Here is a 25889-nt window from a genome sequence, read left to right as displayed (position 1 = left end):
GAATGGAAAAAACCTATAACGAACTTCAAATAACCCCTAGTAGTGAATACCCACTTTTCCTTGATTTTATTATGAGCCTCAGTGATGAGGCTATTGAGGAAAAAGAAAGCACGATTATTTTACGAAGCGAAGATGATTTAGAAATGATCCTTTTCGGTACAGAAACATTTGCAAAAGAGCTTTCTTCTGTACTTGGTAAAGATATTCACCTTGAGACGAAGCTCTTAGTCAAAGAAAATGAAGATTGGATTGCGCAGTATCGAAACTCTGTACAACCTTTGCATGTAAACGATTTTTATATCCGTCCTACGTGGGTAGAAAATTTTGAAGGCAAAAAAAATATTATTATTGATCCAGCCCTTGCGTTTGGTTCAGGACATCATGAAACAACTTATGGCTGTTTACTGTTGTTGCAAAAATATATTAAAGAAGGTACAACACTTTTAGATGTGGGTTGTGGAAGCGGTATCTTGTCTATCGCGGCCCGAAAATGTGGTGCTATTGTGGATCTATGTGATACGGATGAACAAGCAACGGATAGCGCAACACAAAATTTTGAACTCAATCATGAAAGTTTTCATCGTATATGGACAGGTTCTGTTCAGAAGCGCGAGCAAGAGTATGATGTGGTTGTAGCCAATATTATTGCTGATGTTTTGATTATGCTTTCTTCTGATTTACAAAAAGCTGTCAAAGAGGGAGGATTGTTGATTCTCTCTGGGATTTTAGATAAATATGTAGATAAAGTAGAACACAAATTTTCTTCGATGAAATTGGTCGAAAAGTATCAAAAAGAGGAGTGGTTTACACTCGTGTTACAAAGGAACTAGATGAGTCAAAATAACAATCAAGATAACAATAAAAACGATAAAAAAAACTTTTTTAATCAAAATCCGCTTTTAATGTTTGCTCTTTTTTCAATCATTGTCATTGTTTTATTTAAAAATTTTACATCCGTATCTGATGCAGGCATTGGATCAAGTTTTAGTGCTCAAAACAGTGCAACTAAAAACATTAGTTATTATGAACTGAAAGAGTTGATTAAAAATAATCAAATCAGTTATGTTGCTATCGGACAAACGACGATCAAAGCATTTTCTCCCGAAGGTGCTCAAAAGACCGTTTACATTGTGAAAAAAGTAGGTGAAGATAGCACTTTTATTCCTTTAATGGATGAAAAAAAAGTGGGCTATGGTGGCTATAACGAATCCAATATCTTAACTGAAATTCTTTTTTCATGGGTTCTTCCCGTATTTGTATTCTTTGGTATCTGGATGTTTTTGGCAAATAAAATGCAAAAAAATATGGGTGGCGGAATTTTAGGAATGGGGAGTAGTAAAAAACTGGTGAATTCTGAAAAACCTAATGTGAAATTTGATGATGTTGCTGGTGTTGAAGAAGCTAAAGAAGAGGTCAAAGAGATTGTAGATTTTCTAAAATTTCCTGAGCGCTACATGAATTTAGGGGCAAAAATTCCTAAAGGTGTTCTTCTTGTAGGCCCTCCAGGTACAGGTAAAACACTACTTGCAAAAGCTGTAGCTGGTGAAGCAAGTGTACCTTTCTTCTCCGTTTCAGGCTCTAGTTTCATTGAGATGTTTGTGGGTGTGGGTGCAAGTCGCGTTAGAGACCTATTTGAAAATGCAAAAAAAGAGGCACCTGCCATTGTCTTTATTGATGAGATTGATGCTATCGGTAAAAGCAGAGCTGCAAACGGCATGATGGGTGGAAATGATGAAAGAGAGCAAACGCTTAATCAACTCCTTGCTGAGATGGATGGCTTTAGCTCTGATAAATCTCCTGTCATCGTTCTTGCTGCAACCAATAGACCAGAAGTTTTGGATGCAGCACTTTTAAGACCCGGTCGTTTTGATAGACAAGTTTTAGTCGATAAACCAGATTTTCAAGGAAGACGTGATATTTTAAAAGTACACAGTGCCGATATTAAACTGGGAAAAGATATCAATCTTGAAGAGATTGCAAGGCTAACAGCAGGTTTGGCGGGTGCAGATTTGGCTAATATTATTAATGAAGCAGCACTCCTCGGTGGACGAAAAAATAAAGATTATGTGGAACAAATTGATCTTATTGAAGCTGTTGAACGTGCCATTGCGGGACTTGAGAAAAAAAGCCGTCGTATCAATCCTGAAGAAAAACGCATTGTCGCTTACCATGAAAGTGGTCATGCTCTTATTGCGGAGACAACCACAGGAGCGAAGAGGGTTTCTAAGGTTTCGATTATTCCAAGAGGGCTGGCTGCCCTTGGTTATACTCTTAATACACCAGAAGAGAATAAATTTTTAATGCAAAAGCATGAATTGATTGCTGAAGTGGATGTCCTTTTAGGTGGACGCGCAGCAGAAGAGGTTTTCTTAGGTGAAATTTCAACCGGTGCTGGTAATGATTTAGAGCGTGCAACGGACATTATTAAATCTATGGTGAGTATTTACGGTATGAGTGATGTTGCTGGATTAATGGTCCTTGAAAAACAACGCAATGTCTTTTTAAACGGTGGAACAACCAAAGATTACAGCGATAAAATGGCTGAAAATCTAGATGAACACATTAAAAATACACTTCAAGATCGCTATGTAATCGTCAAAGAGCGTTTGGAAGAGTACCGTGAATGTATCGAACGTATTGTTGCAAAATTGAGTGAGAAAGAGACGATTGATGGTGAGCAATTACGTGAGATTATTGAAGCTTATGAAATAGAGTTGAATATTCCTTCAAAACTTAAACGTCCTATTCATCATGCGCCAAAAACGACAGAAGAGCACCCAACTATTGATGCGTAATCATTCTTATACTTCAACGCATATTCTGGCAAAAGAAGGATGGATCTATAGCATTTTAGCACTCATGGTTTTCCTAATTGCTTATGCTTTTTCTTTCTTTGCTTGGTTTTTCTTTTTACTCTTTTTAGGCACAGTTTTTTGCTACAGAAATCCTGAACGTATTGCTGAAGAAGATGATGAACGCTGCCTTATCGCACCTATGGATGGCGTGGTTACGGATATATCAAAAATCAGTTTAAATGATAATAGTGAAGCCCTTCGTATCGTGATTCGAAAATCTCTTTTTGGGGTAGGTGTTTTAAGAGCACCTCTTGCGATGACTCTTAGTGATGTTAAAAATCGTTTTGGGCTATTTATGGACTCCTCTTCTGCTTTATTTTCAAATTTAAGTGAACGAAAAAGTATTACATGTAAAAGTCAATTTGCTTCCATTAAACTTGTTATCAGTGCAGGTTTATGGAGCCAGAAAATGACACTTTTTAAGAAAGCTGGAGCCTTTAAAGCGGGTGAACGAATAGGCTTTTTACGAGATGGTGAGATGGCACTTTTACTTCCTCTTGATACGCGCGTGAAAGTTTCACTCAGTGATGAAGTAAAAGCAGGTGCAACTATTTTAGGCTATTTAGCCTACAAGGATAAAGATGACAAATAATAGCAGTAATAATAAACTCCAATTGATGTATATTTTCCCCAATCTTTTTACAGCAGCGAGTGCTTTTTTGGGAGTTATTAGTATTATATCTTCAACAAATGGACAATTTGAAAAAGCGGCTGTTTATATTTTACTCTCTTTAATTTTTGACGGCCTTGATGGACGTGTTGCACGTATGACTAACGCGACCAGTAAATTTGGTGCTGAGTTTGATTCTTTAGCGGACATTGTGGCTTTTGGTGTCGCTCCTGCAATGCTTTTTTATTTTAGTGTCGGGCATATGTATGGGAAACTTGGCTCTTTGTTATGTGCAATGTATGTTGTTTTTGGTGCTATTAGGTTAGCACGCTTTAATGTGATGATTGGCGTGTCAGAACCTTCTGTTTTTATTGGGGTACCTATTCCTACGGCAGCGGTTGTTGTTTCCATGTGGATTTTGTTTTACCGGGAGCATGCATTTTTTCAAGGATTTGAGTGGATCATGCTTATTGGTATCGGTGTACTTTCTTTTTTAATGGTGAGCAATATTCGTTATCCAAGCTTTAAAAAGATTGATATGAAAAAAGGTCATATCATTAAAGTACTTGTCTATTTAGTCATTGTTTTTTCTTTTTTATACATCTACCCGATTGAAGCAGGTACCAGTTTAGTGACTGCTTATTTAGCCTATGGACTTATTCGAGGATGTTATAATTTCATCGTTGCAAAATCGCATAAAAATTTAGTATAATATGCCCACTTTTGGGCATATCTATTTTAGCTCACGGTATATTGAATCAAGGAGAAGCGATGAATAGCGTTGATGTTGGCATCATGAAATCGATCAAAGTTTTACCAAAAATTGAGATCAAAAACGCTCTCCTGCAAAATCTCCTCTCCTTCTAACCCCATTTTATTTTCTAACTTTTTAAATTAATGTAACAAGGAATACAACCTATGAATGACACTAAAATTATAATTTTTGATACCACCTTACGTGATGGTGAACAAAGCCCAGGTGCTTCAATGAACACTGAAGAGAAGATACAGATTGCGTTGCAGTTGCAAAAATTGGGCGTTGATGTCATCGAAGCAGGTTTTGCAGCGGCTAGTCCTGGGGATTTTGATGCGATTGCTCGCATTAGTGAGGCTGTCACTAAAAGTCGCATCTGCTCACTCGCACGTGCCTTAGAGCGTGATATTAAGGCTGCTGGTGAGGCTGTTGCAAAAGCAAAATTAAACAGGATTCATACCTTTATAGCGACCAGCTCTATTCATATGGAATATAAACTTAAAATGACACCCGATCAAGTCATCAAAAAAGCAGTGGAAGCTGTACAGTATGCGAAAACATTTTGTGATGATGTGGAGTTTAGTTGTGAAGATGCCGGACGTAGTGATGTAAGCTTTTTGAAAGAGATCTTAGACGCTGTCATTAATGCAGGGGCGAGTACCTTAAATATTCCAGATACGGTAGGGTATCGTTTGCCAACGGAAATGGGAGCTATTATTAAGTCTTTACACGATTTTGTAGGAGATCGTGCCATCATCTCTGTGCATAACCATAATGATTTAGGACTTGCTGTTGCAAACTCATTAGCCTGTATTGAAAATGGTGCACGTCAGGTAGAGTGTACGATCAACGGCTTAGGTGAACGTGCAGGAAATGCAGCATTAGAAGAGATTGTTATGGCACTTCGTACCCGTAAAGACCATTTCATTGGATACGATACGAACATTAACATTAAAGAGATTTATCCTACGAGTAAATTGGTTTCGTCTGTGACAGGCATCGAGCCGCAACCCAATAAAGCTATTGTAGGGAAGAATGCCTTTTCACATGAGAGTGGTATACATCAAGATGGTGTGTTAAAACATACTCAAACGTATGAGATTATGAGTGCAAAAGATATTGGTTTGGATAAAAATTCGATTGTTCTTGGTAAGCATTCTGGTAGGCATGCCTTTAAAGACAAACTTCAAACATTAGGTTATGAGCTTAAAGACGAAGAGATTAATGAGGCATTTGATCGTTTTAAAATCTTAGCAGATCAGAAAAAAGAGATTTTTGATGATGATTTACGTGCTCTTGTTGCTGAAGAGATCACTAAAATTCCTCAAATTTTTGACTTACTTCGTTTGCAACTTTCTGATTGTGCACCTGGAGGTGTTCCAAGTGCGGCTGTGACCATTTTACATAATGGAAAAGAGATTACTGATGCTGCTATTGGCAATGGAACGATGGATGCGATCTTTAAAGTGATTGATCGTGTATGTGGTGTCAGTGGTGAGCTTAAAGACTATAAAGTGGATGCTGTTTCACAAGGGAAAGATGCGATGGCAAGAGTACTAGTTAAAGTGGTCTTTGATGAGAGTAAACCTGCGATTATGGGACATGGTTTAAGTGTTGACACCATGCTTGCAACGGCGAAAGCCTATATTGGGGCACTTAACAGTTATACATCAATGAAAGAACATCTTAGAACCGTTCGTGGTAATACCGAAGAGAGTATTTAACGCTTTAACCCTTTTACATGTAAAGATTCAAACCTTTACATGTAAAACTATCTTTGAATGGCAAAACTAAAATATTGAGAGATAAAACCAATATTTCCAATACTTCGGTACTGTGCATTCGCCGCTTCAAAATTCCCTATTTCTTGATATAACAATCCAAGTGCGTATTTACTTTCTACATTACTCGGATCAATCAATTTTGAGAGTTCCAAAAGTGCTATGGCATTATCACTGTGTCCTGCCCCAATGGCTGATACTGAAGCTAAGAAGATGGTATGGGTGTCTTTTTTCTGAAAATCATCAATGAGTTTATTGTACAGTGTAAAAGCCTCTTCGAAATTATTGGTATAGATCTCCATATAAGCGAGTGTTTGTATAATGGAAGGAATATCAACACGTTCTTCTTCCATTTTTTTACGAACACTATCGCGTTTTTGATGAAGAAGACCACCGACTTGTAAGAGTTTAATATACTGTTCTTTTACAATTTTTGGACCATAGTAGAACGCATCATAATCCAGAGGAAGATGATTGAATTCAATTTGAACGGCTTTGGCATAATTTTTGATGTTTTGCTTTTGATGCTTTACGTTAAAGGCAATAAGATTGGCAATAATATCTTTGGGTAGTAACGCTTGAAGTTTTTGAGATCCAAGGCGGTACATACGTTCATTGCCCAATTTTTGAGCGGCAATAATATTGAGCATCAGATTAAGAGGGTTATCTTCTTTCTCTTTTTCGAGCCAACGGGTCAGAGAAAAATGATTGCCATCGGTCAGATGAATGAGTGAGGCATAAAGATTGTCTTTTTCCAGTGTCTGATTTTTGTTAATACTGTCTTTGACATCTTCTGAGAGCTTTGTAATGTCCTTGCCGATCAAATTGCCGCTCATAAGGGCAAAGACACCCGCAAGATAGTTGTTACTATCGAGATGATAGCTTTTTGAAAAATTTTTATAAGCAGCAGCATAATCACCCATCTGGGCATAGGTTAACCCTAGGTTATAGTGTAAAATGGAGTGGTTTTTATACTCTTCAACCATTTTTGAGAAAATATCATTGGCTTCATACACATGAAAATCCAGTGCTTTTTTAATCCCTTTACTGATGGCGATATTGACTTTAGAAATGGTTGAGCTGGCTTTGAGGTATGAAAGTGCAGGACCAATTTCGTCAATGAAGATATTCATGCTTCCTTTACGAATATAGTCAATGGTTTGTTTTGCATCAAAGACTTTATAAGGCGCATAGTAAAAAATGAGACTGTAAGTATTTTCATCATCAAAAAAAAGCTCTTTTTCAAATTCAATTTGTGCTTTTTCAACATCAAATAAAGAAGGTTTGAGGATGGCTTTCATTTTATAGATAGGTTTTGCATCGGCGTCTCGAACCTTGTAAACTTCTCCCATCAATGAAGCAGTATTTCCAAGATTACCCAGTTTATTTTCTACCATAGCGAGTGCCATTTTTATTTTTGGGTTTTCATGATCATTTTGTAGAGCTTTGAGCAATGAAGCTTTTGCTTTAGGATATTCACCTAATTTTGCATGTAAAAGTCCAACGGTAAAGTGGTCATTCTCTTTTTCAATTTTTTCCAGTGTGGAGAGTGCATAGGAGTTGTTATCCAAAGAGGCTAAAATTTTAGATGCTAAATAGTCCTGATCTTCTTTATAATAGTCATTGATAGGATGTGAAATAGCACTGAGTGCCTCATAATAAAAATCTTTATAGTAGTTTACTAATCCAACATAATAAGAGTAAAGAGGCGCATTGCTCTCTTCTGGCAAATAGGCAAAAGCTAGATCAATGTAATAGGTGAAAAGTTTATTGTCCTTCATTTCTAGGGCACAGACGGCTGCATTAATCGCGCTAATAGTACGATGCTCTTTATTTTGAATGGCTTTTTTAAATGCTTCTAATGCTTCAGGGAAGTTTTGCTCTTTAAGTTTTGCCACACCAATGTTATAGTAGGAGATAGCTTCATTAAAGGTCGCAATTTTTTCATAAATTTTAAGGGCCTCATCTTTATTGCCTTGTTCATACAAGAGATGGGCTTTTTTAATCATCCCATCTAATTTCGAAGGGGAAAATTGTTCTTTAATAACAGGCTTTTCAACGACCTTCTCAACGGCAATAGGCTCGGAAGTTTTATGTTTATTTTTAATAATGACGACAAACGCAATTATCATACCAAGAAGCAATAATGATCCAAGGATGAGCAACATCAACAACTTTTTCTTAGACTTGTTCTTTTGCTCTTCTACTTCTTTTTCAGCAGCAGAATCCGCAGCAGCTGTTTCCGTTGCGTTCTCTTCCTCAATAGGAGCAAAACCTTCATCCGTAGTGGATAAAGGATCTGCTTCAAGTATAACTACTGCTTCTTCTGCCATGTTACATGTACTTTTTCAAAACTTCAGGGATGGCAATGCTTCCATCTTCATTTTGGTAGTTCTCCATAATCGCAATCAGTGTTCGACCGACTGCTAAAGAAGAGCCATTAAGGGTATGCACCAAACGGTTTTTACCGTCATCTTTAAAACGAATTTTGGCTCGTCTTGCTTGGAAGTCAAAGGTATTAGAAACAGAACTAATTTCACGGTATCGATTTTGTCCTGGAAGCCAGACTTCAAGATCAACCGTTTTTGCAGCACTAAAGCCAAGATCACCACCGCAGAGCATCAAATGACGGTGTGGAAGTCCCAATGAAGTGAGCAAGTCTGAAGCGCATGCCAGCATCTCTTCAAAAACAGCTTCACTCTGTTCCGGTGTCGTGATGCAAACAAGTTCTACTTTGTCGAATTGATGTTGGCGGATCATACCGCGTGTGTCTCTTCCCGCACTGCCAGCTTCTTTTCTAAAGCATGCAGAATACGCCGTCATTTTAAGGGGTAACTCTTCTTTGGTTAAGATTTCATCTCTGAAAAGATTGGTGACAGGTACTTCGGCGGTGGGAATTAAAAAGAGGTCTTCGCCATCAATTTTAAAGAGATCATCTTCAAATTTTGGCAATTGACCTGTGCCCATAAGGGTTTCGCGGTTGACGATGTAAGGAACTGCCACTTCATGAAAGCCACGACTTCGGTTAAAATCTAACATGTAATTAATCAAAGCGCGCTCAAGTCTTGCGGCTTCATTTTTCAAAACGCTAAAACGACTTTTAGCAAGCTTTACACCGCGTTCAAAGTCGATCCAGTTTTGTTGCGCGTCAATATCCCAGTGCTCTTTAGGCGTAAAGGAGAAGGTGCGAGGCTCTAACACACGTTTGAGCTCCACATTGTCATTTTCATCTTCGCCATCAGGCACAAGAGGGGATGGCATATTGGGGATCACGGTTGCTAGAGCTTCAAGTTTCTCTTCTAATGCCCGTACAATTTCTGTTGCATCGGCTATTTTTACTTTATTTTCTGAGAGCTCAGCTTTAAGGGCATGAACATCTTTGCCTTCTTTGGCATAAACACCGACGAGTTTGCTTTTTGTATTTTGCTCTGCTTGCAAGGGTTCTAGTACAAGACGAGCATTTTTAAGCTCCAAAGAAATACGACGTAACTCTTCTAAAAGAGTCTCATCGACTTTTTTTCTTTCTAAGGCTTTGTGCCACATTTTCAAAATCATTTTGTATTAATTTAATATCTAACATGCTTTCCCTTAGCGATAAATTCCAACAAGATCACGAATAATGCGCATCTTCTCCGTTGCGATTTTACGAGCCTTACTCGCGCCCTCATCTAAAATAGCGATCACTTCATCTTTATGCTCAACATAATAAGCTCTTTTCTCACGAGCTTCCGCAAAATAGTCCCAAATCAACGTGCTCAGATACGCTTTAAAGTGACCATACCCTTCGCCACCTTTAAGATAGCGTGCTTGTAATGCAACTACTTCGTCTTTTTCTAAAAAGAGTTTAGCCAGTGCATACACATTACATGTAAGATAATCTTTTGGCTCTTCCATTGGTGTTGAATCCGTGACAATGCGTGATGTTGCTTTTTTGAGCTCTTTTTCGGTGCAAAAAATATCAATCGTGTTGCCATAGCTTTTACTCATCTTGGCACCGTCAAGTCCTGGAACCGTTGCAACATTGTCATCGACTTTAAAGTCAGGCACTTTAAAGACATCGCCAAACTCATTGTTGAATTTAATGGCAATATCACGGGTAATCTCAACATGTTGGATTTGATCTTTCCCCACAGGAATCACTTCAGCATCGTACAGTAAGATATCGGCTGCCATTAAAACAGGGTAAGAGAATAAAGAGTGATTGGCAGCAATGCCTTTAGCCACTTTATCTTTGTATCCGTGTGCTCGCTCTAAAAGTCCCATAGGAGTGTAACCAGAAAGTACCCAGTAAAGCTCTAAGACCTCTTTGACATCCGATTGTGCCCATAGAGTTGCTTTATTTGGATCAATGCCAAGGCTCATGAAATTAATCGCCGCATCGAGGGTATTGTTTTTAAGTGCTACACCATCTTTTAATGAGGTGAGGGCATGGTAGTTGGGGATAAAAATAAACAGATCGCTGTTATTTTGCAAATCGACCATTTGTTTAATCGCGCCAAAATAGTTTCCTATGTGAAGCGCACCAGAGGGTTGAATTCCTGTTAATACTCTCATAAATCTGTCCTACTCTTTCTCTTTTTTCTCTTTTAAGTGGAGTAACGTAATTAAATCTTGTACGATGGCATCAACGCTTCGATTTTCAACATTGATGGTAATGTCAGCTTTAACTTCATAAAGCGATGATCGCTCTTCAAATAATGTTCTCGCTTTGTCCTCATCGCTCAGTAAGGGGCGTTTGGCAAGCTTAAGATCGGCATTTTCATGCTCTTTGAGCCTTTTTAAAATTCCATCGAAGGAGGAGCGAAGGTAGACAATCGTGCCAATCGCATCTAGATTATCGACCTTGAAGAAGCCACCACCTGTTGAGATAACGGCATTTTTAACATTTTTTTCTAGCCATTTGGCAGTTTTTTTCTCAAGCTTGCGAAAGTAGGCTTCTCCGTCTGTTTCAAAAATAGCTTTGATTTTGCGGTTTTCCATACTCTCGATCAAATCATCGGTATCCAGACCAAAGCGTTTGGTTCGTTGAATCAGTGCTCTGGAAATGGTGCCTTTACCGACACCCATGAAGCCAATAAAAACGATATTTTTATTCTTAAGATTCAGCACCGTTCTCTTCCTGTTCGTTGTCTCTCTCACCTTTGGCTCGTGGATAAAGCAGAATTGGTGAACCCTCTAAATTGAAGTTTTCACGCAATTTATTGGCAAGGTAGCGTTTGTAGCTAAAATGCAAAGAGCGTGGTTTGTTCATGACCAAAGCAATGCGCGGTGGCTTGGTAAGGTACTGGGTGGCAAAGTAAATCTTAACCACTTTTGAGTGATCACTGGGGATTTGATGTTTAATGGTCGCATTTCTGATGACTTCATTGAGCTGACGGGTTGGAATATGCTGTGAATAGTTAGCATAGACGGATAAAATCATATCTTTGATCTTCGCAACTCTTTGCTTGCTCTTCGCCGAAACGGTAATCAGTGGTGCGTAAGAGAGAAATTTAAAACGGTCTCTCACTTCTGTGGTAATCTTTTCAAAATCAGCCAGTGGATTGTCCCATTTGTTGAGCACAATAATACAGGCTAAATGGTTTTCTTCCACAAGACCAGCGATGCGCTCATCGAGCTCTAAAAAAGGCTCACTCGTATCTAAAACAAGCAGAGCAATATTGGCTCGCTCCAACATCTCTTTGGTTCGCATTAAGGCGAATTTCTCGATGCCTTCGATTTTTCCACGTCTGCGAAGTCCAGCCGTATCGACAAAGTTGATGACTTTATCTTCATACTCAATGCTCTCATCGACAGGATCAATCGTTGTGCCTGCTACACTGCTAACGACAGCACGTTGTTTACCTACAAGGGCATTCAGCAGTGAACTTTTACCAACATTAACACGTCCGATAATGGCAACATTGATCTGGTTGGTTTCAACCTCTTCAACGATATTTTCAGCGATGATCTCTTCATCTTCTTCCTCAAACGCCTCTTCATCGTCCCAAACGTCTTCTTCGGTATCATCCTCTTCTTCAAAGGTATCGTCCTCTTCATTGACAAGAGGAAGTGTTGTCCCTTCCGCTGCTGGTAAAAGCTCGCCGATCCACTCTAAAAGAGCGCTAACACCACGGTTGTGTGAAACAGAGATGGGGAAGACATGTTCGGCTCCAAATTCATCAAACTCCCACGCACGCTCCATCTCTTTGTCGTTGTCAATTTTATTGATTACCAAAGCGATTGGCTTTTTACGTGCTTGAAGGGCGTAAAAGATTTTTTTCTCTTCATCGCTTGGAAGCATTTTACCATCAACCACCATGATGATGATGTCGGCTTTTTTGGATGCTTCCATCGACATGTTGTGAACATTTTCAAACAGTTCGGTGGATTTATCAAGCCCGCCTGTATCTAAAAGAAGACATGGTTTTTCGGTGATATGGACTTGATGGGTTTTAATGTCACGTGTTGTTCCGCTAAAATCAGAAGTGATCGCAATGCGTTGTTTTGCGATGCGATTAAAAAGTGAGCTTTTCCCCACATTGGGTAGCCCGATAATGGCAATTTTCTTCATAGTAACCTTTATTGCATAATTAGGTTGATTATACTCTGTGTTTGCTGTTATTTTGGTAAACTCTCTACATAGAGCGTTTGTGAAGGGAATGCGAACTGCGCGCCGTTACGTGCGACGATCTCCATAATTTTAAAATTGACATCCTCTCTTACATGTAAATACTCTAGCCAAACGGTTGTTTTGGTAAAAAAGTAGAGAAAGATACTCAGTGCGCTGTTATCAAATTCATCAAAATTAACTAAAATGGTCTCTTGATGAACATCTGGGTGTTTTTTGAGCATGGTTTTTATCTCTTGGATAATCGCTTGCATCTGCTCCACGGAGGTGTTATAGGTAAGTCCCAAACGTGTTTTTACACGACGTTTTCCCATGCGTGACCAATTGGTAATAGGTGTATTGGCGAGTGTTGCATTGGGCATGCTGACTAAGGCTTGCGCAAAGGTACGAATTTTGGTTGAGCGAATACCAATCTCTTCAATGTATCCTTCTACTGCGGGTGTTTCAACCCAATCACCTACTTTAAAAGGGCGGTCTGTAAAAATGACCAGTGAGCCAAAAAGATTGGCAACCGTATCTTTAGCGGCGAGGGCAAAGGCTAAACCTCCAAGTCCTAAGGATGCGACAAAGGCGCTGACATTGATGCCCCACTCCTGCAAAACCGCCATAATACCCAATGCAACAAGAAAGATACGCAAAGCTTTGGTAATGAAATGCTGAATATCTTGGTGTAGCTCTTTACCAAATTTTGAAGAGAAGAAGCTAAAGAGATTGGAAAATTTATCCACCATTCGATACAAAATCCAAAAAATAATGAATGTTTCAAACGATTTGATCGCAAGATCGACAACATGATCAAAGCTTCTAAAAGGGAGCCAAAGCGTTGCAATGTAGGAGGCAACCAATACAATAGAGAGTTTTAAAGGCTCGTCAAGAACAGCGATGATTTTATCATCTGTGGTCGTTTTGGTACGTTTAGCTATGGTTCTAAGAGGTTTGAGAATAATGCTTGCAATAAGATTTTTGAAGGCTAATCCGAGTAAAAAAATAGTGATAGCAATTGCAATATGGGTAATAGGCAATCCAAAAAGGCTGTACTCTAAAATATGTTGGAGATCCATACTTTTTCCTAAGGGTTAAGATACAAATATCAACGAATTTTAACACAGAATAGATTAAGATTTCGTATTTATGGCGTTGAATGGAGTTATTTTGAAACAGTTTTTTGAAGGGATAAATAAAGGCGTACTCTTTATGCTTCTCTCTTCGTTTAGCTTTGCATTTGATGGTGCGTTTGCTAAAGTTTTAAGTCAGAGTATGGATTCCGTGGAAGTGGTCTTTTTTCGTAATGGTTTGACAATGCTTTTTGTAGCGCTGAGTATTTTCAAACTACCGATAAAACAAATTGGTGGGAAGCCTTGGTTGCTTCTTTTTCGTGCTCTCATTGGTTTCGCTTCGATGTTGGTTTTTTTCTACAACATTGCCCATATTCCCCTTGCTGATGCCATCACATTTTCACGAACTGCACCTATTTTCACGGCTATTTTAGCCTTTTTCTTTTTGAAAGAGAAAATCGGTTGGAAAGGCTGGGTAGCTGTTTTTGTTGGGTTTATCGGTATCGTTTTTGTCATGAAACCCAACGGCTTGATGCTTTCCAAAACTGACCTTTTTGGACTTTTTAGCGGTCTTGGTGCGGCACTTGCCTACACGAGCGTACGAGAGCTAAACCGTGTGTATGATACCCGTGTTATTGTGCTTGCCTTTGTCTGTACTGGAACATTTTTTCCTGCACTTTTTATGATTTTGAGTGAATTTTTCCATACGCCGATGTTTGATTTTATGCTGGGGCATTTTATTGCACCTGTAGGGATAGAGTGGCTCTATATTGTTTTAATGGGCTTTTCTGGCGCTATTGGGCAAGTCTATATGACCAAAGCATTTGCAACTACCAAAGCGGGAATTGTAGGAGCAGCTGGGTATTCGATTATCTTCTTTTCGCTCATTATTGGCATTATCTTAGGCGATGGTTTACCAGATATTCTTGGACTATTTGGTATACTCTTAGTCGTTCTTAGTGGAATTATTGTAGCAAAGGAGAAAGAGTGATTTTAATAGCAGGACCGTGTGTCATTGAAAGTAGAGACAACCTATTTCGGGTTGCAGAGCAATTAATGAGTTATCACAAAGATCAATCGATAGATTTTTATTTTAAAAGCAGTTTTGATAAAGCCAATCGTACGAGTATCGACAGTTTTAGAGGTCCAGGCATGGACGAGGGTTTGAAACTTTTAGATGAGGTGAGAACGCAGTTTGGGTATAAACTTTTGACGGACATACATGACTACACACAAGCGAAGCCTGTGGGTGAAGTAGTGGACGTGCTTCAGATCCCTGCGTTTTTATGCCGTCAAACCGATCTTTTGGTCGCCGCCGCACAGACTAAATGCGTGGTGAATATCAAAAAAGGGCAGTTTTTAAATCCTGCTGATATGCGCTATTCGGTCAAAAAAGTTTTGGATACCAGAGGTGTGAAAGAAGAGGGCTACGAAGCCGCTAAAAAAGCGGGCGTGTGGCTGACCGAGCGAGGCAGTACCTTTGGGTATGGCAATTTGGTTGTGGATGCGCGTAGTTTTGTCATTATGCGTGAGTTTGCTCCTGTGGTTTTTGATGCAACCCATTCGGTGCAAATGCCAGGAACCGAGGGTGGAAAAAGCGGTGGAAAACGCGAATACGTCCGTCCTCTTTCACGTGCCGCTGCTGCTGTTGGGGTGGATGGTTTTTTCTTTGAAACCCATTTTAATCCTTGCGAGGCACTTTGTGATGGACCGAATATGCTTGATTTAGACGACTTAGGTTTAGCCATTAAAGACATTAAAGCGATACAAGATAGCTTAAAGGCATAGGATGCAACTGATCCCAACGCGCAATATTCTTCTCAATCAAGGAACAAGCGAACAAAAAAGGCAAGAGATCAGAGAGTATTTTCTCAAAACCTATACGGTGTATGAAAAGCTTTTTGAGCTGATGAAGGATGAGGAGAGTTATTATCTTACCGCCGATCCTTTGCGTCATCCGCTGGTGTTTTATTTTGGTCATACTGCGACTTTTTTTATCAATAAACTCGTGCTTGCTAAGATTTTAGATAAACGCATTAACCCTTCATTTGAGTCGATTTTTGCGATTGGTGTGGATGAGATGAGTTGGGACGATCTTAACCAATCTAATTACAAATGGCCACGCATTGCTGAGATTCAAGCGTATCGTGACGCTGTGAAAGCTAAAATCTTAGAACTCATCGATACATTGCCTCTTGCCATGCCTATTTCATGGGAGAGTCCATTTTGGGCGATTATGATGGGCATTGAGCATGAGCGCATTCATCTTGAAACGTCCTCTGTTCTTATACGTCAATTGCCGCTTGAGCGTGTGAAGCCAAGTGATTTTTGGAAAGTTTGTCCACTGGATACGCCAATTGTGCAAAACGAATTATTACATGTAAAAGGCACGACACTTCGTTTAGAGAAGAAACGAGACGATGCACTGTACGGTTGGGATAACGAATACGGTTTACATGTAAAAGAAGTCAAAGACTTTAAAGCCTCCAAATACCTCGTCTCCAATGCCGAATTTTTAGCGTTTGTTGCCAATAAAGGGTACGAAACACAAAGTTTTTGGAGTGAAGAGGGCTGGAAGTGGCGTACGTACAAAAATGCGACCATGCCACTTTTTTGGCGAATTGATGCTTCAGGATACAAACTTCGTCTGATGGCAGAAGAGATTGAAATGCCGTGGAGTTGGCCTGTGGAGATCAATTACCTTGAAGCCAAAGCCTTTTGCAACTGGAAAAGTCAAGTGACAGGGCAGTCCATTCGCCTTCCAAGTGAAGAGGAGTGGTACGTTCTGCATGATTTACATGTAAAGGTAGAAGAGCCGTTTTGGGACAAGGCACCTGCGAATCTTAACCTCGAATATTTTGCCTCTTCTGTGCCTGTGGATACGTTTGCTTTTGGTGATTTTTACGATGTTATCGGCAATGTGTGGCAGTGGACTGAAACGCCGATTAACGGGTTTGATGGCTTTATGGTTCATCCACTTTACGATGATTTTTCTGTTCCGACCTTTGATGATAGGCACAACATTATCAAAGGCGGTTCGTGGATCAGTACGGGCAATGAAATCATACGAAGCTCACGTTATGCGTTTCGCCGTCATTTTTACCAACATGCGGGCTTTCGTTATATTGAGTCTGCTGAGCCTGTGGAGACGCACTCCGTGTTTTACGAGACAGATTTTGCACTTTCCAAAATTTGCGAGGCGCATTTTGGTGAAAAAGAACCTAACTATTATGAAAAAATGGCGCAGTTTTGTATTGATTTGGGTGGTTCAAAAGCAAAAGCATTGGAAATTGGGTGTGGCGTCGGCAGGGGAACATTTGCGCTTGCACGCCATTTTGAAATGGTACACGGCATTGAATTTACCGCGCGCGTTGTGAGGCTTGCGACCAATTTTAAAGAGAGTGGTAAACTCAAATACGCCTTAAAAGAAGAGGGCGAACTAGCCATATTTATTGAAAAAAATCTCAGTGATTTTGGCATCAATCCACGGGTTCAAAAAGTGGAATTTTGGCAAGCCGATCCACACAATATGAAGCCTTATTTTGATGGATATGATCTCATTCTTGCTAATGATGTACTGGATACGTTATATGATCCTGCGCTTTTTTTAGAGAAGATCAAAGAGCGTCTCAATGCTGGGGGATTTTTAGTTATTGCAAGTGCGTATGACTGGGATGAAGTTAAAACACCTCGTGCCAAATGGCTGGGAGGCTTTAAGAAAAATGGTGAAAAATACAATACATTTGATGCCCTCAATGAGCATTTATCGGTCTTTTTTACTTTACATGTAAAGCCATTGTCGATGCGTTTAGAAGTGAAAGAGAGTGCACGTAAAAGTGTGATAAAAAACGTTACATGTAAGTGTCTGGAAAAAGCGATAATTAAACTGTAACGAAAAATAGTGTATTATAAGAAAAAGTAAAAGGATAATTATGAATATTATTGAAGGAAAACTCTCCCTTAATGGTAAAGAAAAAGTAGCCATTATTAATAGTCGATTTAACCATATTATCACAGATCGTTTGGTTGAAGGCGCACGTGATGCGTTTATTCGTCACGGCGGCGATGAGAAAAATTTAGACCTTATTTTAGTGCCAGGGGCGTATGAAATTCCTTTAGCCCTCGATAAAATTTTAAGCAGCGGTAAGTATGACGCGGTCTGTTGTGTTGGTGCGATTATTCGTGGAAGCACGCCGCATTTTGACTACGTTGCTGCAGAAGCAACCAAAGGAGTTGCCAATACCGCACTAAAATATCAAAAACCCGTGACCTTTGGTGTTTTAACCACCGATAACATTGAGCAAGCGATTGAGAGAGCTGGAAGCAAAGCGGGTAATAAAGGCTTTGAAGCCATGACAGGTTTGATCGAACTTATTAGCCTCTACAAACATCTATAAGGAAACGCTTTGGCAACACGACATCAAGCAAGAGAGAGTATTATTGGTCTATTATACGCAGAAGATATTGGAAATTCTGGCATTGAAAAATTTATAGATGAACTCTTTGAAGAGAAAAAGATTCGAAATCAACAAAAAGAGTTTGCCCTTGGGTTGTACCACGGTGTGAAAGAGCATTTAATCATCATTGATGAAGCGATTAACCATCATCTTAAAGAGTGGAACCTCAGTGAAATTGGGACGATTGAACGTGCTATTTTAAGACTAGGTGCGTATGAAGTTTTGTATTCTGAACTGGATAATGCAGTGATTATTAACGAAGCAATTGAGCTTGCAAAAAAACTGTGCAATGAAACAAGCCCTAAATTTATTAACGGTGTTTTGGATGCAATTTCAAGAGATGGGGAAGCTAAATAAATGAAATTGTGCGTTGCGCTTGATCTCCCCACTAAATCTGAAAATATTGCTCTGATTCAAAAGCTCAAAAGTGAAGATGTTTGGCTTAAAGTGGGACTTCGCTCTTTTATTCGAGATGGCGAACCCCTTTTACATGAGATCAAAGCGATCAATCCTCATTTTAAAATTTTTTTAGATCTCAAAATCCATGATATACCTAATACAATGGCAGATGCCGCTGAGTCAATGGTTTCTCTTGGTGTGGATATGTTCAACGTACATGCCTCCAGTGGACGTAAAGCGATGCGCATGGTAATGGAACGTGTCAATACCTTTTCAAATCCCCCAATTGTTTTAGCTGTAACGGCACTGACCAGTTTTGACAATGCCTCTTTCGAAGCGATTTATCATACCCCTATTGCGCAAAAAGCGGTTGATTTTGCCCAAGATGCTTATGCCAGTGGCTTGCACGGCGTTGTTTCTTCCGTTTATGAGAGTTTAGACATTAAAGCACATACGGCTCCTTCTTTCTTGACGCTAACACCTGGTATTCGTCCTTTTGGTGAGAGTAGTAATGATCAAGAGAGAGTGGCTGATCTTGAGACTGCAAAAAAGCAACATTCAGATTTTATTGTCGTGGGGAGACCGATTTATCATAGTGATGATCCGCTAGGTGTGGTAAAGAAAATTATTGAAAATATTTAGTCATTAAGAGGTAAGAATGTTTAAAAAGATTGTACTCGGTATTGTGGTATTAGTTGCTGTTGTCGTTGCTGCTTTTTTTCTTTCTTATTAAAGTGATTGATTTTAATGAATACAAACCACGATTGCACAAAGCGATTAAAGAGAGTACTGGATATGAAGTGATTATTCGTGGTGATATAACACTTACCCTTTCACCTATTGGCGTTAGTGTCTCTGATATTGAGGTCAATAATCCAACGTATCATCCTGAAACTCCGTTTGCCAAGTTGGGTAGTTTTGATGTTGCACTTGACGTACCTGCATTGCTTAAAAAAGAGATTAAAGTTACACAGCTTTCTCTCGATGGACTTGCTTTAAATATAGAAAAAATAAAAGATGGCAAGTTTAATTATGATTTACTGCCTGTACCAACACAAAAAGTAGCTGATAAAAAAACTAAAGAGAACAATGCCACCGTTGAAAAAGAGAGCGATGTATCCGCTTTCATGAATGCCAAAAAAATTATCTTTAGCAACAGTACAATCAGTTATGCAGATGTGAATGCAACTAATAAAATTGTCTTCGAACACGTTCATCTTGATATAAATGATATCAGTTATGATGTTTCCAAGCATAGTATTCAAGGGCTCTATTTTAATGCTGATACGCACATCGACAAAATTCAGTATGGTAGCGCTTATGCTGTGCAAGATATTTCGATGTCCTTTGAGCTGAAAAATGGTATTGCGGTTAGTAATGCTCTTAAATACACACTTTTTGATACGCAAATTCAAGGAAATGGCAAGTTTGATTTTTGTGGGAAACAACCGAAAATTTCATTAAAGAGCAAGATCGTTGGTTTGAAATTGGCATCTCTCTCAAAAGAATTATGGGGTAAAGATCTGCTGGATGGCAATGCCAATGGTGACTTTAAACTCTCATTCTTTGTGGGCGATGGTATAACTTTTAAAAGCACTCTCAATGGATTTGTTCAGCTTTCAGGTGAGGAGATAACCTTAAAGGGTTATGATATAGACAAAATTGCTTTAGTGCTTGATCCTTTTCAAAAAGAGAAGTTAAATCTCAACACACTTATATCTGGTACTATTGAGGCTTTTAAAGGTGGCAATAGCGTGATTAAGGAGCTTAATACTAAAGTTGATCTTGGGTACTCTGAAATAAAACTAAGTGATGTAGCGCTGAGCACAGCTTCTAATCGAATAGCCATTAAGGGAGCTGTCAATATTGTTGATGAAAAATTGATGGATGTAAAAGCAGCTCTTTTGGATACAAAAGGATGTGCCGTCGTTGAACAAAAGTTTAGTGGAACGTATGCCAAACCTTCTGTAAAGCTTGATGCAACAGCTGTTGCAACACTCAAAGATGTGGTACTTTCTTTTACAACAAAATCAAAAATAACACATACGCAACCGAAGCAAAATGATGAAAATTGTACTGTTTTTTATGATGGAGTGATTAAGCAACCTGAATTGGTTTTACCTGCAACGTCGGTACCTCCAGTTTCGGAATAAATTTTGCTTTTTTTAGATTAAACCATGATCTAAAAGGAGTATCCGATGCATTTTATAGAAGGTGTTAAATTGGTTGTGATGCTAAAAGACAAGATTGAAGAGGCAAAAAAACAGATCAATCTTCTGTTCCAAAACTTCAAAAACTGCTTGAAAAACTTTTAAAATCACAAGATGCCGCTTATATTTAATCGATAAACGGCTTAAGAAAAGTCTCTTAAGCCGTTTATTATATACTTTTGATATACTTGCACTCTACTTTTTACTTGGACAGATGGGTGAGTGGCTGAAACCACATCCCTGCTAAGGATGCGTCGGGGTAACCTGACCGAGGGTTCAAATCCCTCTCTGTCCGCCACCAAGCCCCTATTTTAGGCACTTTCAAAGCACTTTTTTAAAACCTTAAAATCCCTCTACCTACCCATTATGAATAAATTGCGATAGATCTATCAAATTTATCGAAGTGACTATCAAGATACGAGACATATACCTCATAAACCATCTGAACATTAGAATGACCAAGATACTGAGCTAATTCAGCAGGACTACAAAGCTCACGATAAAGCATATTTGTAGCAAATGTATGACGAGTATCATATATCCTTCTATAAGGAAGTTTTAAAGACTCTAAAAGAGGTTTCCACCAATACGTACAAAAGACATGACTATCACGATACGGTCTATCATATTGATTTGTTAAAACATACTTAGTATTACAATTTTCAAGCATTTTCACAATGTAGGGATATAAAGAGTCAAGAATAGGAATAGTACGTTTGGATCCAAATGTTTTGGGAGTACCCTCACCAAAACGAGAACGAGTTGACTTAATACTAATCATTCTTTTTTTGAGATCAACTTCATTACGTTTTAAAGCTAATATTTCACCCGTACGCATACCCGCATAAAAACCCATTGCAAGGTAATAGACAAAATTAAAATTCAAGTCTTTTGAAGCTTCCAAAATCATTTTAACTTCATCTGCACTAAAAGGGTGAATTCGAGGAGCTTTATACTTTGGAAACTTTACATGTATCATTGGATTTTTTTGTATCACTTCATCATGTAGTGCAACGTCAAGAATACCCTTTAAAACGCTTAAGTAGTTTCGTTTAGACTTATTACCTACATCATCTATATTTTTATACCAAAGCTTAATATCAGAAGCATGTAAATCTTTAATATCCATATCTTTAAAAGCTTCAAAACGAGTTTCAACAATCCCTTTATTTTTATCTAAGTAAGACGGTTTCCAATCGTCCTCGTTAAGTTTAATATAAAGAGAAGCATATTTTTGAAAAGTCATTTATTTTCCGATCGATTTGTTTTGGTACTAAAAGACCTAGAGTTAAATAACTTAAGACCATTGCCTACTCTAAATAGATCACCTCTTATTTTACGTTTATGTTCATCGTCAAGATCAATAAGATCAAGTTCTTTTTGCATAGCAACAAAATATTTCATATAATTGCGACAATGATCTGAACAATATGTTTTTGGACGACCAAAAGAACAACAATAGCCTTTATCGTTAGAAATAATAGGTTTGCCACATACTAAACATGTCATTTTATGCCCCTATATCTTTTTTTCTGCAATGACTGAATATGTTTTCTTTTTCCATATAGAACCAACGTTTTGAGAACCATCACCTCGAGTAAAATTCCAACCAACTTGACGACAACAAATAGAACAAATATCTATATAACCATTAATAGCAATATGTCTAACAATCCATTCAGAACAATCATGTTTTTTCATTTTAAGCTCCCATTTCAAAATCTGTATTAAAGTCATTTAAAGATTGAATTTGCCCCTCAATAAGTCCACGTTTAATACATTCGTTTTGGACTAAACCAAAGTGTTGGAGATTGCAGAGTTCAGGATTTAGTTTGCGATAATATTGAACGAGATCATAATTTTTACGTTGTGCTATTGGTTTTGGATAGAGTTCTATTTTTTGACCTTTAACATTAAAGAGCTCGATTTTAATAAATTTTTTATGTTGTCTAAGAACAAATTTATCCCTAAATTTCATCGTATTAGGAAGTTTTAACTCTTTCATTTCGCCAAACTCATGAACGAGAGAGCCATCTTGAAACATTTGATAAAGTCCTCTTGTATACATAAGAGTTTTGCCAAGTTTTGTATCTTCAAATTTAAAGTAATCATCTTCAGCCGACCACTCACACATAGAATTAATTTTAAGATCAGAGAGGTATAACCAATCATTTTCGAGTGGATAGACTTTGTTGTACACCCATTGAGGCACGAGAGTATGGGACGTTGTAAAGCGAACAATACGATGCTTAATATACCATGCTTGAAGCTCATCTATTTGTGATTGGTTTTTAATATCCATGAATGATTTAGTAACGTATTTAAGAATGTAGCCAACTGGATTTGTTAACGTCCATTGAAAACCGTTCATTTCGCCATTAGCAATCTGGTCAAGAGAAAGACGTTCTTTATCTTGACCTTTATTTTGAGAAGTGCCAAAAATCTTTTTGAACTCTTTTTTGAGTTTTTCAATAGAGGCAAAAGGAACATAAAAAAGAACATGTGCGTGAGGTACGCCACTTTCATGTGGCTCAACAGCAAAAAGATAACCAATTTTTGTATCTTCTCTAATCGTTTGAATTGTATTAGTTTTCATAAATCTATCCCATTGCCAACGTAAGACCATGTAAAGATCATGAACATCAAATACCTCTCTAAGAGAAGCCTTAGTTTTAAGATAACCATATTTATCAGTTTCAGGAAGCTTTTTTAAATACTCCTCTTTAAAACGTGAATAATCACCATAGTAGAGATCATGAAGCCAACCGTCAAGCGTAAGAGTCATAAAAATAGGCATCAAATCAAGATTTGACATAGTTTGTTGAAGAGTGTTTACTTTGTTGACGAGTTGAGCATAATAACGTGTTGAAATATTTGCATTCATGTTAACATCAAGAAGTGTCTTGCATGTACCATTTGAAGTCACAAAAGTTGACTTAAGCATATATTCTTTTTGCAAATCAATTTTTCGTTGAGAATTTTCAACATCAAAAGAATTAAGACCATATTTCATAAATAGCACCTTTTTAAAATAGTTCGGGAAACTTATGTTAAGTTGACAAGAGAGCTTCGCTCATGTGGTGCGGTAGCTCCTCTTCGCTTTCGCTAATAACGCCAAAAAAAACAAAAAATATAGCTGTTTAAGGAGGAGTCTCAAAATTCACTCTCGCCCTTTACAGCACCTTACGTTCTCATCGTTTTGCAGGTTGTACCGATTGGTACTGTTACGCTGCGCTAGTCCTCACGCTCACCATGAGAATTAATACTTAATTCTCGTTCGCTTCTATCTGCGATGCTAATTTCTCTTTATCAGCCATAGAAAAGACATATTGCTTATAGATCAAAAAATGCACCACTTCATCATTACAGGCCATGTGAAATTCTTTACGAAGAACATTCAAATATTCCATATGATTGGAAGAAACCATAATAAAGAAATTAGGGTCATTGCACCAAACAGCATGATCATTAATTGCTTCTAATTCGACAATGCGCCTTTCTAAAGATCGAAGTTTGTGAACAGATAAAAGTCGATAGAAAAAAATAAATAAACGTTTCATTTTGCAGCCTTTCAATATTAATTTTTCGTTGTAGATTTAGAACGATTTGTGCCATCGGTTGTATCGAAGTCTTTTGTAAGACCAAAACTATTAAGTACAGATTGATGAATAAGTAAATTTACATAGAAACTTCGTTTTGTGACGGGTTGTGTGGAGACAACGAAAAAGACTTGTTTATTAACCATCGTTTTAAATTGATTTAAGGAAAGAATTTGAGTGCCTATATAATAGATATTATCCATCACAAACACTCTATACATGTGTTGTGCTTCTATGTTGTTGTAAGGCTCTTTGACATATTGATTGTACGTGGAGTTCTCATCGACTGCTAAATTGCCTCTAGCACCCCTTACAGAGTTTGGAGGAGGCAAAGAAAGGTTATAATCGTCCTTTGTTTGATTTGAATCTTTCGTAATATTCTGTTCAATTTTTTGGGGCACTTTTTTTTGAACCCAAACCCGAAAATAAACTATAAAAAACATAACCTAAAGCAGACAGCGCAAAAAGTACCAAAACGATTAAAATATAAACGTATTTTTTCCAATAACTCTTTTTAACATCGAGTTTGCGACCAGCATCACCACTGACGTAAAGTTTAAAAGGGTTAAAATCATTACCCTCAATATCTTTGATAGGCTTAGATTTTTTATACTTTATTTTGTCACGACCACCCGTGATAATTGACTTACCCTCAGAATCATAAAGATCAAAAATAATGTCATTTTCAGGGTCAGCTTTTAAAGCATATTCAGGAGCAATATAAAGCTCAAAATCAACACCCAAATACTTATCATGTACTTTATCAAGTCCTTGCGTCATTAACAGACAATCACACGGACCATAATGACGTTGAAGTGAAAAGAAGTTTGATATAAACTCACATGTCTCTAAATTTGCTTGCGATGTTGAAAAGGTACTTAAACCATATTGACACTCATCGTAAATAAAAAGCGTTGGTGTACGATCTTTTTCTGGCTTTTGTTTTTCTTTCATCTGCTCATCAAAGATAACAAGCAAATCATCTTTAGACCAATATTTATCTTGATGGATAATCTCTATCGTTTTATTACCGCTTACCTCACGAAAAAGTTCAGGTCTAAAACCACCAACATTTGTAATGAGACGTTTATAAAACGTATGACGAGCACCTTTAACTGTTTTTTGAATAATCTCTTGTTTTTCAGTGTCAAATTCATCAAAAGTTACTTCAATAACCTCAAAAAGATAATGTATAGAAGTTAAGCTTTTTCCACTACCTTGCCCACCTATCAGCACCCTAATCATAATTATTTACTCACAGAACCACTGTTAAAAGTCCAAAATTGAACAACCTTAGCTTTTAACCAGTTTGCAGAAACAACCGCAAAATAAGTCGTTAAAAGACCAGAAACATTGAGTTGTGTAAAGAAATAGCAAATTGTAGGCGTCATAAAGGAACTAAAATCAGAATGCGCCATTGCATAATCTTTAACGCTATTCAAAATTTCAACAAGAAGCGCCGTGTAAGCAGTGTATATGGCTGCTTTTTTTGCAGAATTTTTAAAAAAATCAAAAATATATCCAAGTGCATTAGCAACCCATTGAGGAACTTTGCCCAT

Annotated in this window: 25 protein-coding genes, 1 tRNA gene and 1 pseudogene; 13 read left to right on the top strand and 14 right to left on the bottom strand. The window is 38.0% G+C overall.

The window, feature by feature from the left end; all coding sequences use genetic code 11:
- The first annotated feature begins 2 nt into the window (after positions 1-2).
- The 5 genes from Sdiek1_RS11205 to Sdiek1_RS11185 all read left to right on the top strand — a co-directional run bounded on the left by Sdiek1_RS11205 (position 3) and on the right by Sdiek1_RS11185 (position 5943).
- Positions 3-830 carry a 50S ribosomal protein L11 methyltransferase gene (locus Sdiek1_RS11205; RefSeq protein WP_087439193.1) on the top strand — a complete coding sequence of 276 codons (828 nt, stop codon included), beginning with the start codon at positions 3-5 and terminating at the stop codon, positions 828-830.
- Positions 831-2795, top strand: coding sequence for an ATP-dependent zinc metalloprotease FtsH (ftsH, locus tag Sdiek1_RS11200; RefSeq protein ID WP_087439192.1), 1965 nt, complete (start codon positions 831-833; stop codon positions 2793-2795).
- Positions 2788-3447, top strand: a complete 660-nt coding sequence (locus tag Sdiek1_RS11195) for a phosphatidylserine decarboxylase (protein WP_087439191.1) — start codon at positions 2788-2790, stop codon at positions 3445-3447. The genes ftsH and Sdiek1_RS11195 overlap by 8 nt, the downstream gene beginning before the upstream one ends.
- A complete protein-coding gene (pssA, locus tag Sdiek1_RS11190) occupies positions 3437-4177 on the top strand; it encodes a CDP-diacylglycerol--serine O-phosphatidyltransferase (protein WP_087439190.1) in 741 nt (246 codons plus the stop codon). The genes Sdiek1_RS11195 and pssA overlap by 11 nt, the downstream gene beginning before the upstream one ends.
- A gap of 206 nt (positions 4178-4383) precedes the next feature.
- Positions 4384-5943 carry a 2-isopropylmalate synthase gene (locus Sdiek1_RS11185; protein ID WP_087439189.1) on the top strand — a complete coding sequence of 520 codons (1560 nt, stop codon included), beginning with the start codon at positions 4384-4386 and terminating at the stop codon, positions 5941-5943.
- Positions 5944-5990: 47 nt separating this feature from the next.
- Here the strand turns inward: Sdiek1_RS11185 and Sdiek1_RS11180 are convergent, their stop codons facing one another.
- The 6 genes and pseudogenes from Sdiek1_RS11180 to Sdiek1_RS11155 all read right to left on the bottom strand — a co-directional run bounded on the left by Sdiek1_RS11180 (position 5991) and on the right by Sdiek1_RS11155 (position 13671).
- The gene (locus tag Sdiek1_RS11180; RefSeq protein WP_087439188.1) at positions 5991-8333 is read right to left on the bottom strand and encodes a tetratricopeptide repeat protein; all 2343 of its coding nucleotides are present in this window, start codon (positions 8331-8333) and stop codon (positions 5991-5993) included.
- Position 8334: 1 nt separating this feature from the next.
- Positions 8335-9580, bottom strand: a pseudogene (gene serS / locus Sdiek1_RS11175) (serine--tRNA ligase).
- Between the two features lie 8 nt (positions 9581-9588).
- On the bottom strand, positions 9589-10554 hold the full coding sequence (gene trpS / locus Sdiek1_RS11170; RefSeq protein ID WP_087439187.1) for a tryptophan--tRNA ligase: 966 nt from the start codon (positions 10552-10554) through the stop codon (positions 9589-9591).
- 9 nt (positions 10555-10563) lie between these two features.
- Positions 10564-11106, bottom strand: coding sequence for a shikimate kinase (locus Sdiek1_RS11165; protein ID WP_238099310.1), 543 nt, complete (start codon positions 11104-11106; stop codon positions 10564-10566).
- The gene (der, locus tag Sdiek1_RS11160) at positions 11096-12553 is read right to left on the bottom strand and encodes a ribosome biogenesis GTPase Der (RefSeq protein WP_087439186.1); all 1458 of its coding nucleotides are present in this window, start codon (positions 12551-12553) and stop codon (positions 11096-11098) included. Before der ends, Sdiek1_RS11165 begins: the two co-directional genes overlap by 11 nt.
- 47 nt (positions 12554-12600) lie before the next feature.
- On the bottom strand, positions 12601-13671 hold the full coding sequence (locus Sdiek1_RS11155) for a mechanosensitive ion channel family protein (protein ID WP_087439185.1): 1071 nt from the start codon (positions 13669-13671) through the stop codon (positions 12601-12603).
- A 133-nt stretch (positions 13672-13804) separates the two neighbouring features.
- On the opposite strand from Sdiek1_RS11155, the gene Sdiek1_RS11150 reads away from it, so the two are divergent.
- The 8 genes from Sdiek1_RS11150 (at position 13805) to Sdiek1_RS11115 (ending at position 21029) form a co-directional block, all read left to right on the top strand.
- Entirely contained in the window at positions 13805-14656 is an 852-nt protein-coding gene (locus tag Sdiek1_RS11150; RefSeq protein WP_087439890.1) for a DMT family transporter, read from the top strand.
- Positions 14653-15453, top strand: coding sequence for a 3-deoxy-8-phosphooctulonate synthase (gene kdsA / locus Sdiek1_RS11145; protein ID WP_087439184.1), 801 nt, complete (start codon positions 14653-14655; stop codon positions 15451-15453). The genes Sdiek1_RS11150 and kdsA overlap by 4 nt, the downstream gene beginning before the upstream one ends.
- 1 nt (position 15454) lies before the next feature.
- On the top strand, positions 15455-17557 hold the full coding sequence (ovoA, locus tag Sdiek1_RS11140; RefSeq protein ID WP_087439183.1) for a 5-histidylcysteine sulfoxide synthase: 2103 nt from the start codon (positions 15455-15457) through the stop codon (positions 17555-17557).
- Positions 17558-17597: 40 nt separating this feature from the next.
- Positions 17598-18062 (top strand): 6,7-dimethyl-8-ribityllumazine synthase, encoded by a 465-nt coding sequence (gene ribH, locus Sdiek1_RS11135; RefSeq protein ID WP_087439182.1) that lies wholly within the window; start codon positions 17598-17600, stop codon positions 18060-18062.
- Between the two features lie 9 nt (positions 18063-18071).
- Positions 18072-18479 carry a transcription antitermination factor NusB gene (gene nusB, locus Sdiek1_RS11130; RefSeq protein ID WP_087439181.1) on the top strand — a complete coding sequence of 136 codons (408 nt, stop codon included), beginning with the start codon at positions 18072-18074 and terminating at the stop codon, positions 18477-18479.
- Entirely contained in the window at positions 18480-19163 is a 684-nt protein-coding gene (gene pyrF / locus Sdiek1_RS11125) for an orotidine-5'-phosphate decarboxylase (protein WP_087439180.1), read from the top strand.
- 53 nt (positions 19164-19216) lie between these two features.
- A complete protein-coding gene (locus Sdiek1_RS11120; RefSeq protein ID WP_238098948.1) occupies positions 19217-20674 on the top strand; it encodes an AsmA family protein in 1458 nt (485 codons plus the stop codon).
- 265 nt (positions 20675-20939) lie between these two features.
- Positions 20940-21029, top strand: a tRNA-Ser gene (locus Sdiek1_RS11115).
- Positions 21030-21095: 66 nt separating this feature from the next.
- Here the strand turns inward: Sdiek1_RS11115 and Sdiek1_RS11110 are convergent.
- The 8 genes from Sdiek1_RS11110 to Sdiek1_RS11075 form a co-directional block, all read right to left on the bottom strand.
- Positions 21096-21977 carry a tyrosine-type recombinase/integrase gene (locus Sdiek1_RS11110; protein ID WP_087439179.1) on the bottom strand — a complete coding sequence of 294 codons (882 nt, stop codon included), beginning with the start codon at positions 21975-21977 and terminating at the stop codon, positions 21096-21098.
- Entirely contained in the window at positions 21974-22240 is a 267-nt protein-coding gene (locus tag Sdiek1_RS11105; RefSeq protein ID WP_087439178.1) for a hypothetical protein, read from the bottom strand. Before Sdiek1_RS11105 ends, Sdiek1_RS11110 begins: the two co-directional genes overlap by 4 nt.
- Before the next feature lie 9 nt (positions 22241-22249).
- Complete coding sequence (locus Sdiek1_RS11100) at positions 22250-22432, bottom strand: hypothetical protein (RefSeq protein ID WP_087439177.1); 183 nt, start codon at positions 22430-22432, stop codon at positions 22250-22252.
- Between the two features lies 1 nt (position 22433).
- The gene (locus Sdiek1_RS11095) at positions 22434-23744 is read right to left on the bottom strand and encodes a rolling circle replication-associated protein (RefSeq protein ID WP_087439176.1); all 1311 of its coding nucleotides are present in this window, start codon (positions 23742-23744) and stop codon (positions 22434-22436) included.
- 253 nt (positions 23745-23997) lie between these two features.
- Positions 23998-24291, bottom strand: a complete 294-nt coding sequence (locus Sdiek1_RS11090) for a hypothetical protein (RefSeq protein WP_087439175.1) — start codon at positions 24289-24291, stop codon at positions 23998-24000.
- Positions 24292-24308: 17 nt separating this feature from the next.
- Positions 24309-24731, bottom strand: a complete 423-nt coding sequence (locus tag Sdiek1_RS11085; RefSeq protein WP_087439174.1) for a hypothetical protein — start codon at positions 24729-24731, stop codon at positions 24309-24311.
- A complete protein-coding gene (locus Sdiek1_RS11080; protein WP_087439173.1) occupies positions 24715-25575 on the bottom strand; it encodes a zonular occludens toxin domain-containing protein in 861 nt (286 codons plus the stop codon). Before Sdiek1_RS11080 ends, Sdiek1_RS11085 begins: the two co-directional genes overlap by 17 nt.
- 2 nt (positions 25576-25577) lie before the next feature.
- Entirely contained in the window at positions 25578-25889 is a 312-nt protein-coding gene (locus tag Sdiek1_RS11075; RefSeq protein WP_087439172.1) for a hypothetical protein, read from the bottom strand.

The organism is Sulfurospirillum diekertiae (genome assembly GCF_002162315.1).
In the GTDB taxonomy this organism is placed as follows: domain Bacteria; phylum Campylobacterota; class Campylobacteria; order Campylobacterales; family Sulfurospirillaceae; genus Sulfurospirillum.
Note: the sequence above shows the minus strand (reverse complement) of the source record. Positions and strands in the feature narration are given on the sequence as shown.

Coding starts and splice junctions, on each gene's coding strand:
- Sdiek1_RS11205 (WP_087439193.1), top strand. CDS start 3: ATGGAAAAAACCTATAACGAACTTCAAATAACCCCTAGTAGTGAATAC.
- ftsH (WP_087439192.1), top strand. CDS start 831: ATGAGTCAAAATAACAATCAAGATAACAATAAAAACGATAAAAAAAAC.
- Sdiek1_RS11195 (WP_087439191.1), top strand. CDS start 2,788: ATGCGTAATCATTCTTATACTTCAACGCATATTCTGGCAAAAGAAGGA.
- pssA (WP_087439190.1), top strand. CDS start 3,437: ATGACAAATAATAGCAGTAATAATAAACTCCAATTGATGTATATTTTC.
- Sdiek1_RS11185 (WP_087439189.1), top strand. CDS start 4,384: ATGAATGACACTAAAATTATAATTTTTGATACCACCTTACGTGATGGT.
- Sdiek1_RS11180 (WP_087439188.1), bottom strand. CDS start 8,333: ATGGCAGAAGAAGCAGTAGTTATACTTGAAGCAGATCCTTTATCCACT.
- trpS (WP_087439187.1), bottom strand. CDS start 10,554: ATGAGAGTATTAACAGGAATTCAACCCTCTGGTGCGCTTCACATAGGA.
- der (WP_087439186.1), bottom strand. CDS start 12,553: ATGAAGAAAATTGCCATTATCGGGCTACCCAATGTGGGGAAAAGCTCA.
- Sdiek1_RS11155 (WP_087439185.1), bottom strand. CDS start 13,671: ATGGATCTCCAACATATTTTAGAGTACAGCCTTTTTGGATTGCCTATT.
- Sdiek1_RS11150 (WP_087439890.1), top strand. CDS start 13,805: ATGCTTCTCTCTTCGTTTAGCTTTGCATTTGATGGTGCGTTTGCTAAA.
- ovoA (WP_087439183.1), top strand. CDS start 15,455: ATGCAACTGATCCCAACGCGCAATATTCTTCTCAATCAAGGAACAAGC.
- ribH (WP_087439182.1), top strand. CDS start 17,598: ATGAATATTATTGAAGGAAAACTCTCCCTTAATGGTAAAGAAAAAGTA.
- pyrF (WP_087439180.1), top strand. CDS start 18,480: ATGAAATTGTGCGTTGCGCTTGATCTCCCCACTAAATCTGAAAATATT.
- Sdiek1_RS11110 (WP_087439179.1), bottom strand. CDS start 21,977: ATGACTTTTCAAAAATATGCTTCTCTTTATATTAAACTTAACGAGGAC.
- Sdiek1_RS11105 (WP_087439178.1), bottom strand. CDS start 22,240: ATGACATGTTTAGTATGTGGCAAACCTATTATTTCTAACGATAAAGGC.
- Sdiek1_RS11100 (WP_087439177.1), bottom strand. CDS start 22,432: ATGAAAAAACATGATTGTTCTGAATGGATTGTTAGACATATTGCTATT.
- Sdiek1_RS11095 (WP_087439176.1), bottom strand. CDS start 23,744: ATGAAATATGGTCTTAATTCTTTTGATGTTGAAAATTCTCAACGAAAA.
- Sdiek1_RS11090 (WP_087439175.1), bottom strand. CDS start 24,291: ATGAAACGTTTATTTATTTTTTTCTATCGACTTTTATCTGTTCACAAA.
- Sdiek1_RS11080 (WP_087439173.1), bottom strand. CDS start 25,575: ATGATTAGGGTGCTGATAGGTGGGCAAGGTAGTGGAAAAAGCTTAACT.
- Sdiek1_RS11075 (WP_087439172.1), bottom strand. CDS start 25,889: ATGGGCAAAGTTCCTCAATGGGTTGCTAATGCACTTGGATATATTTTT.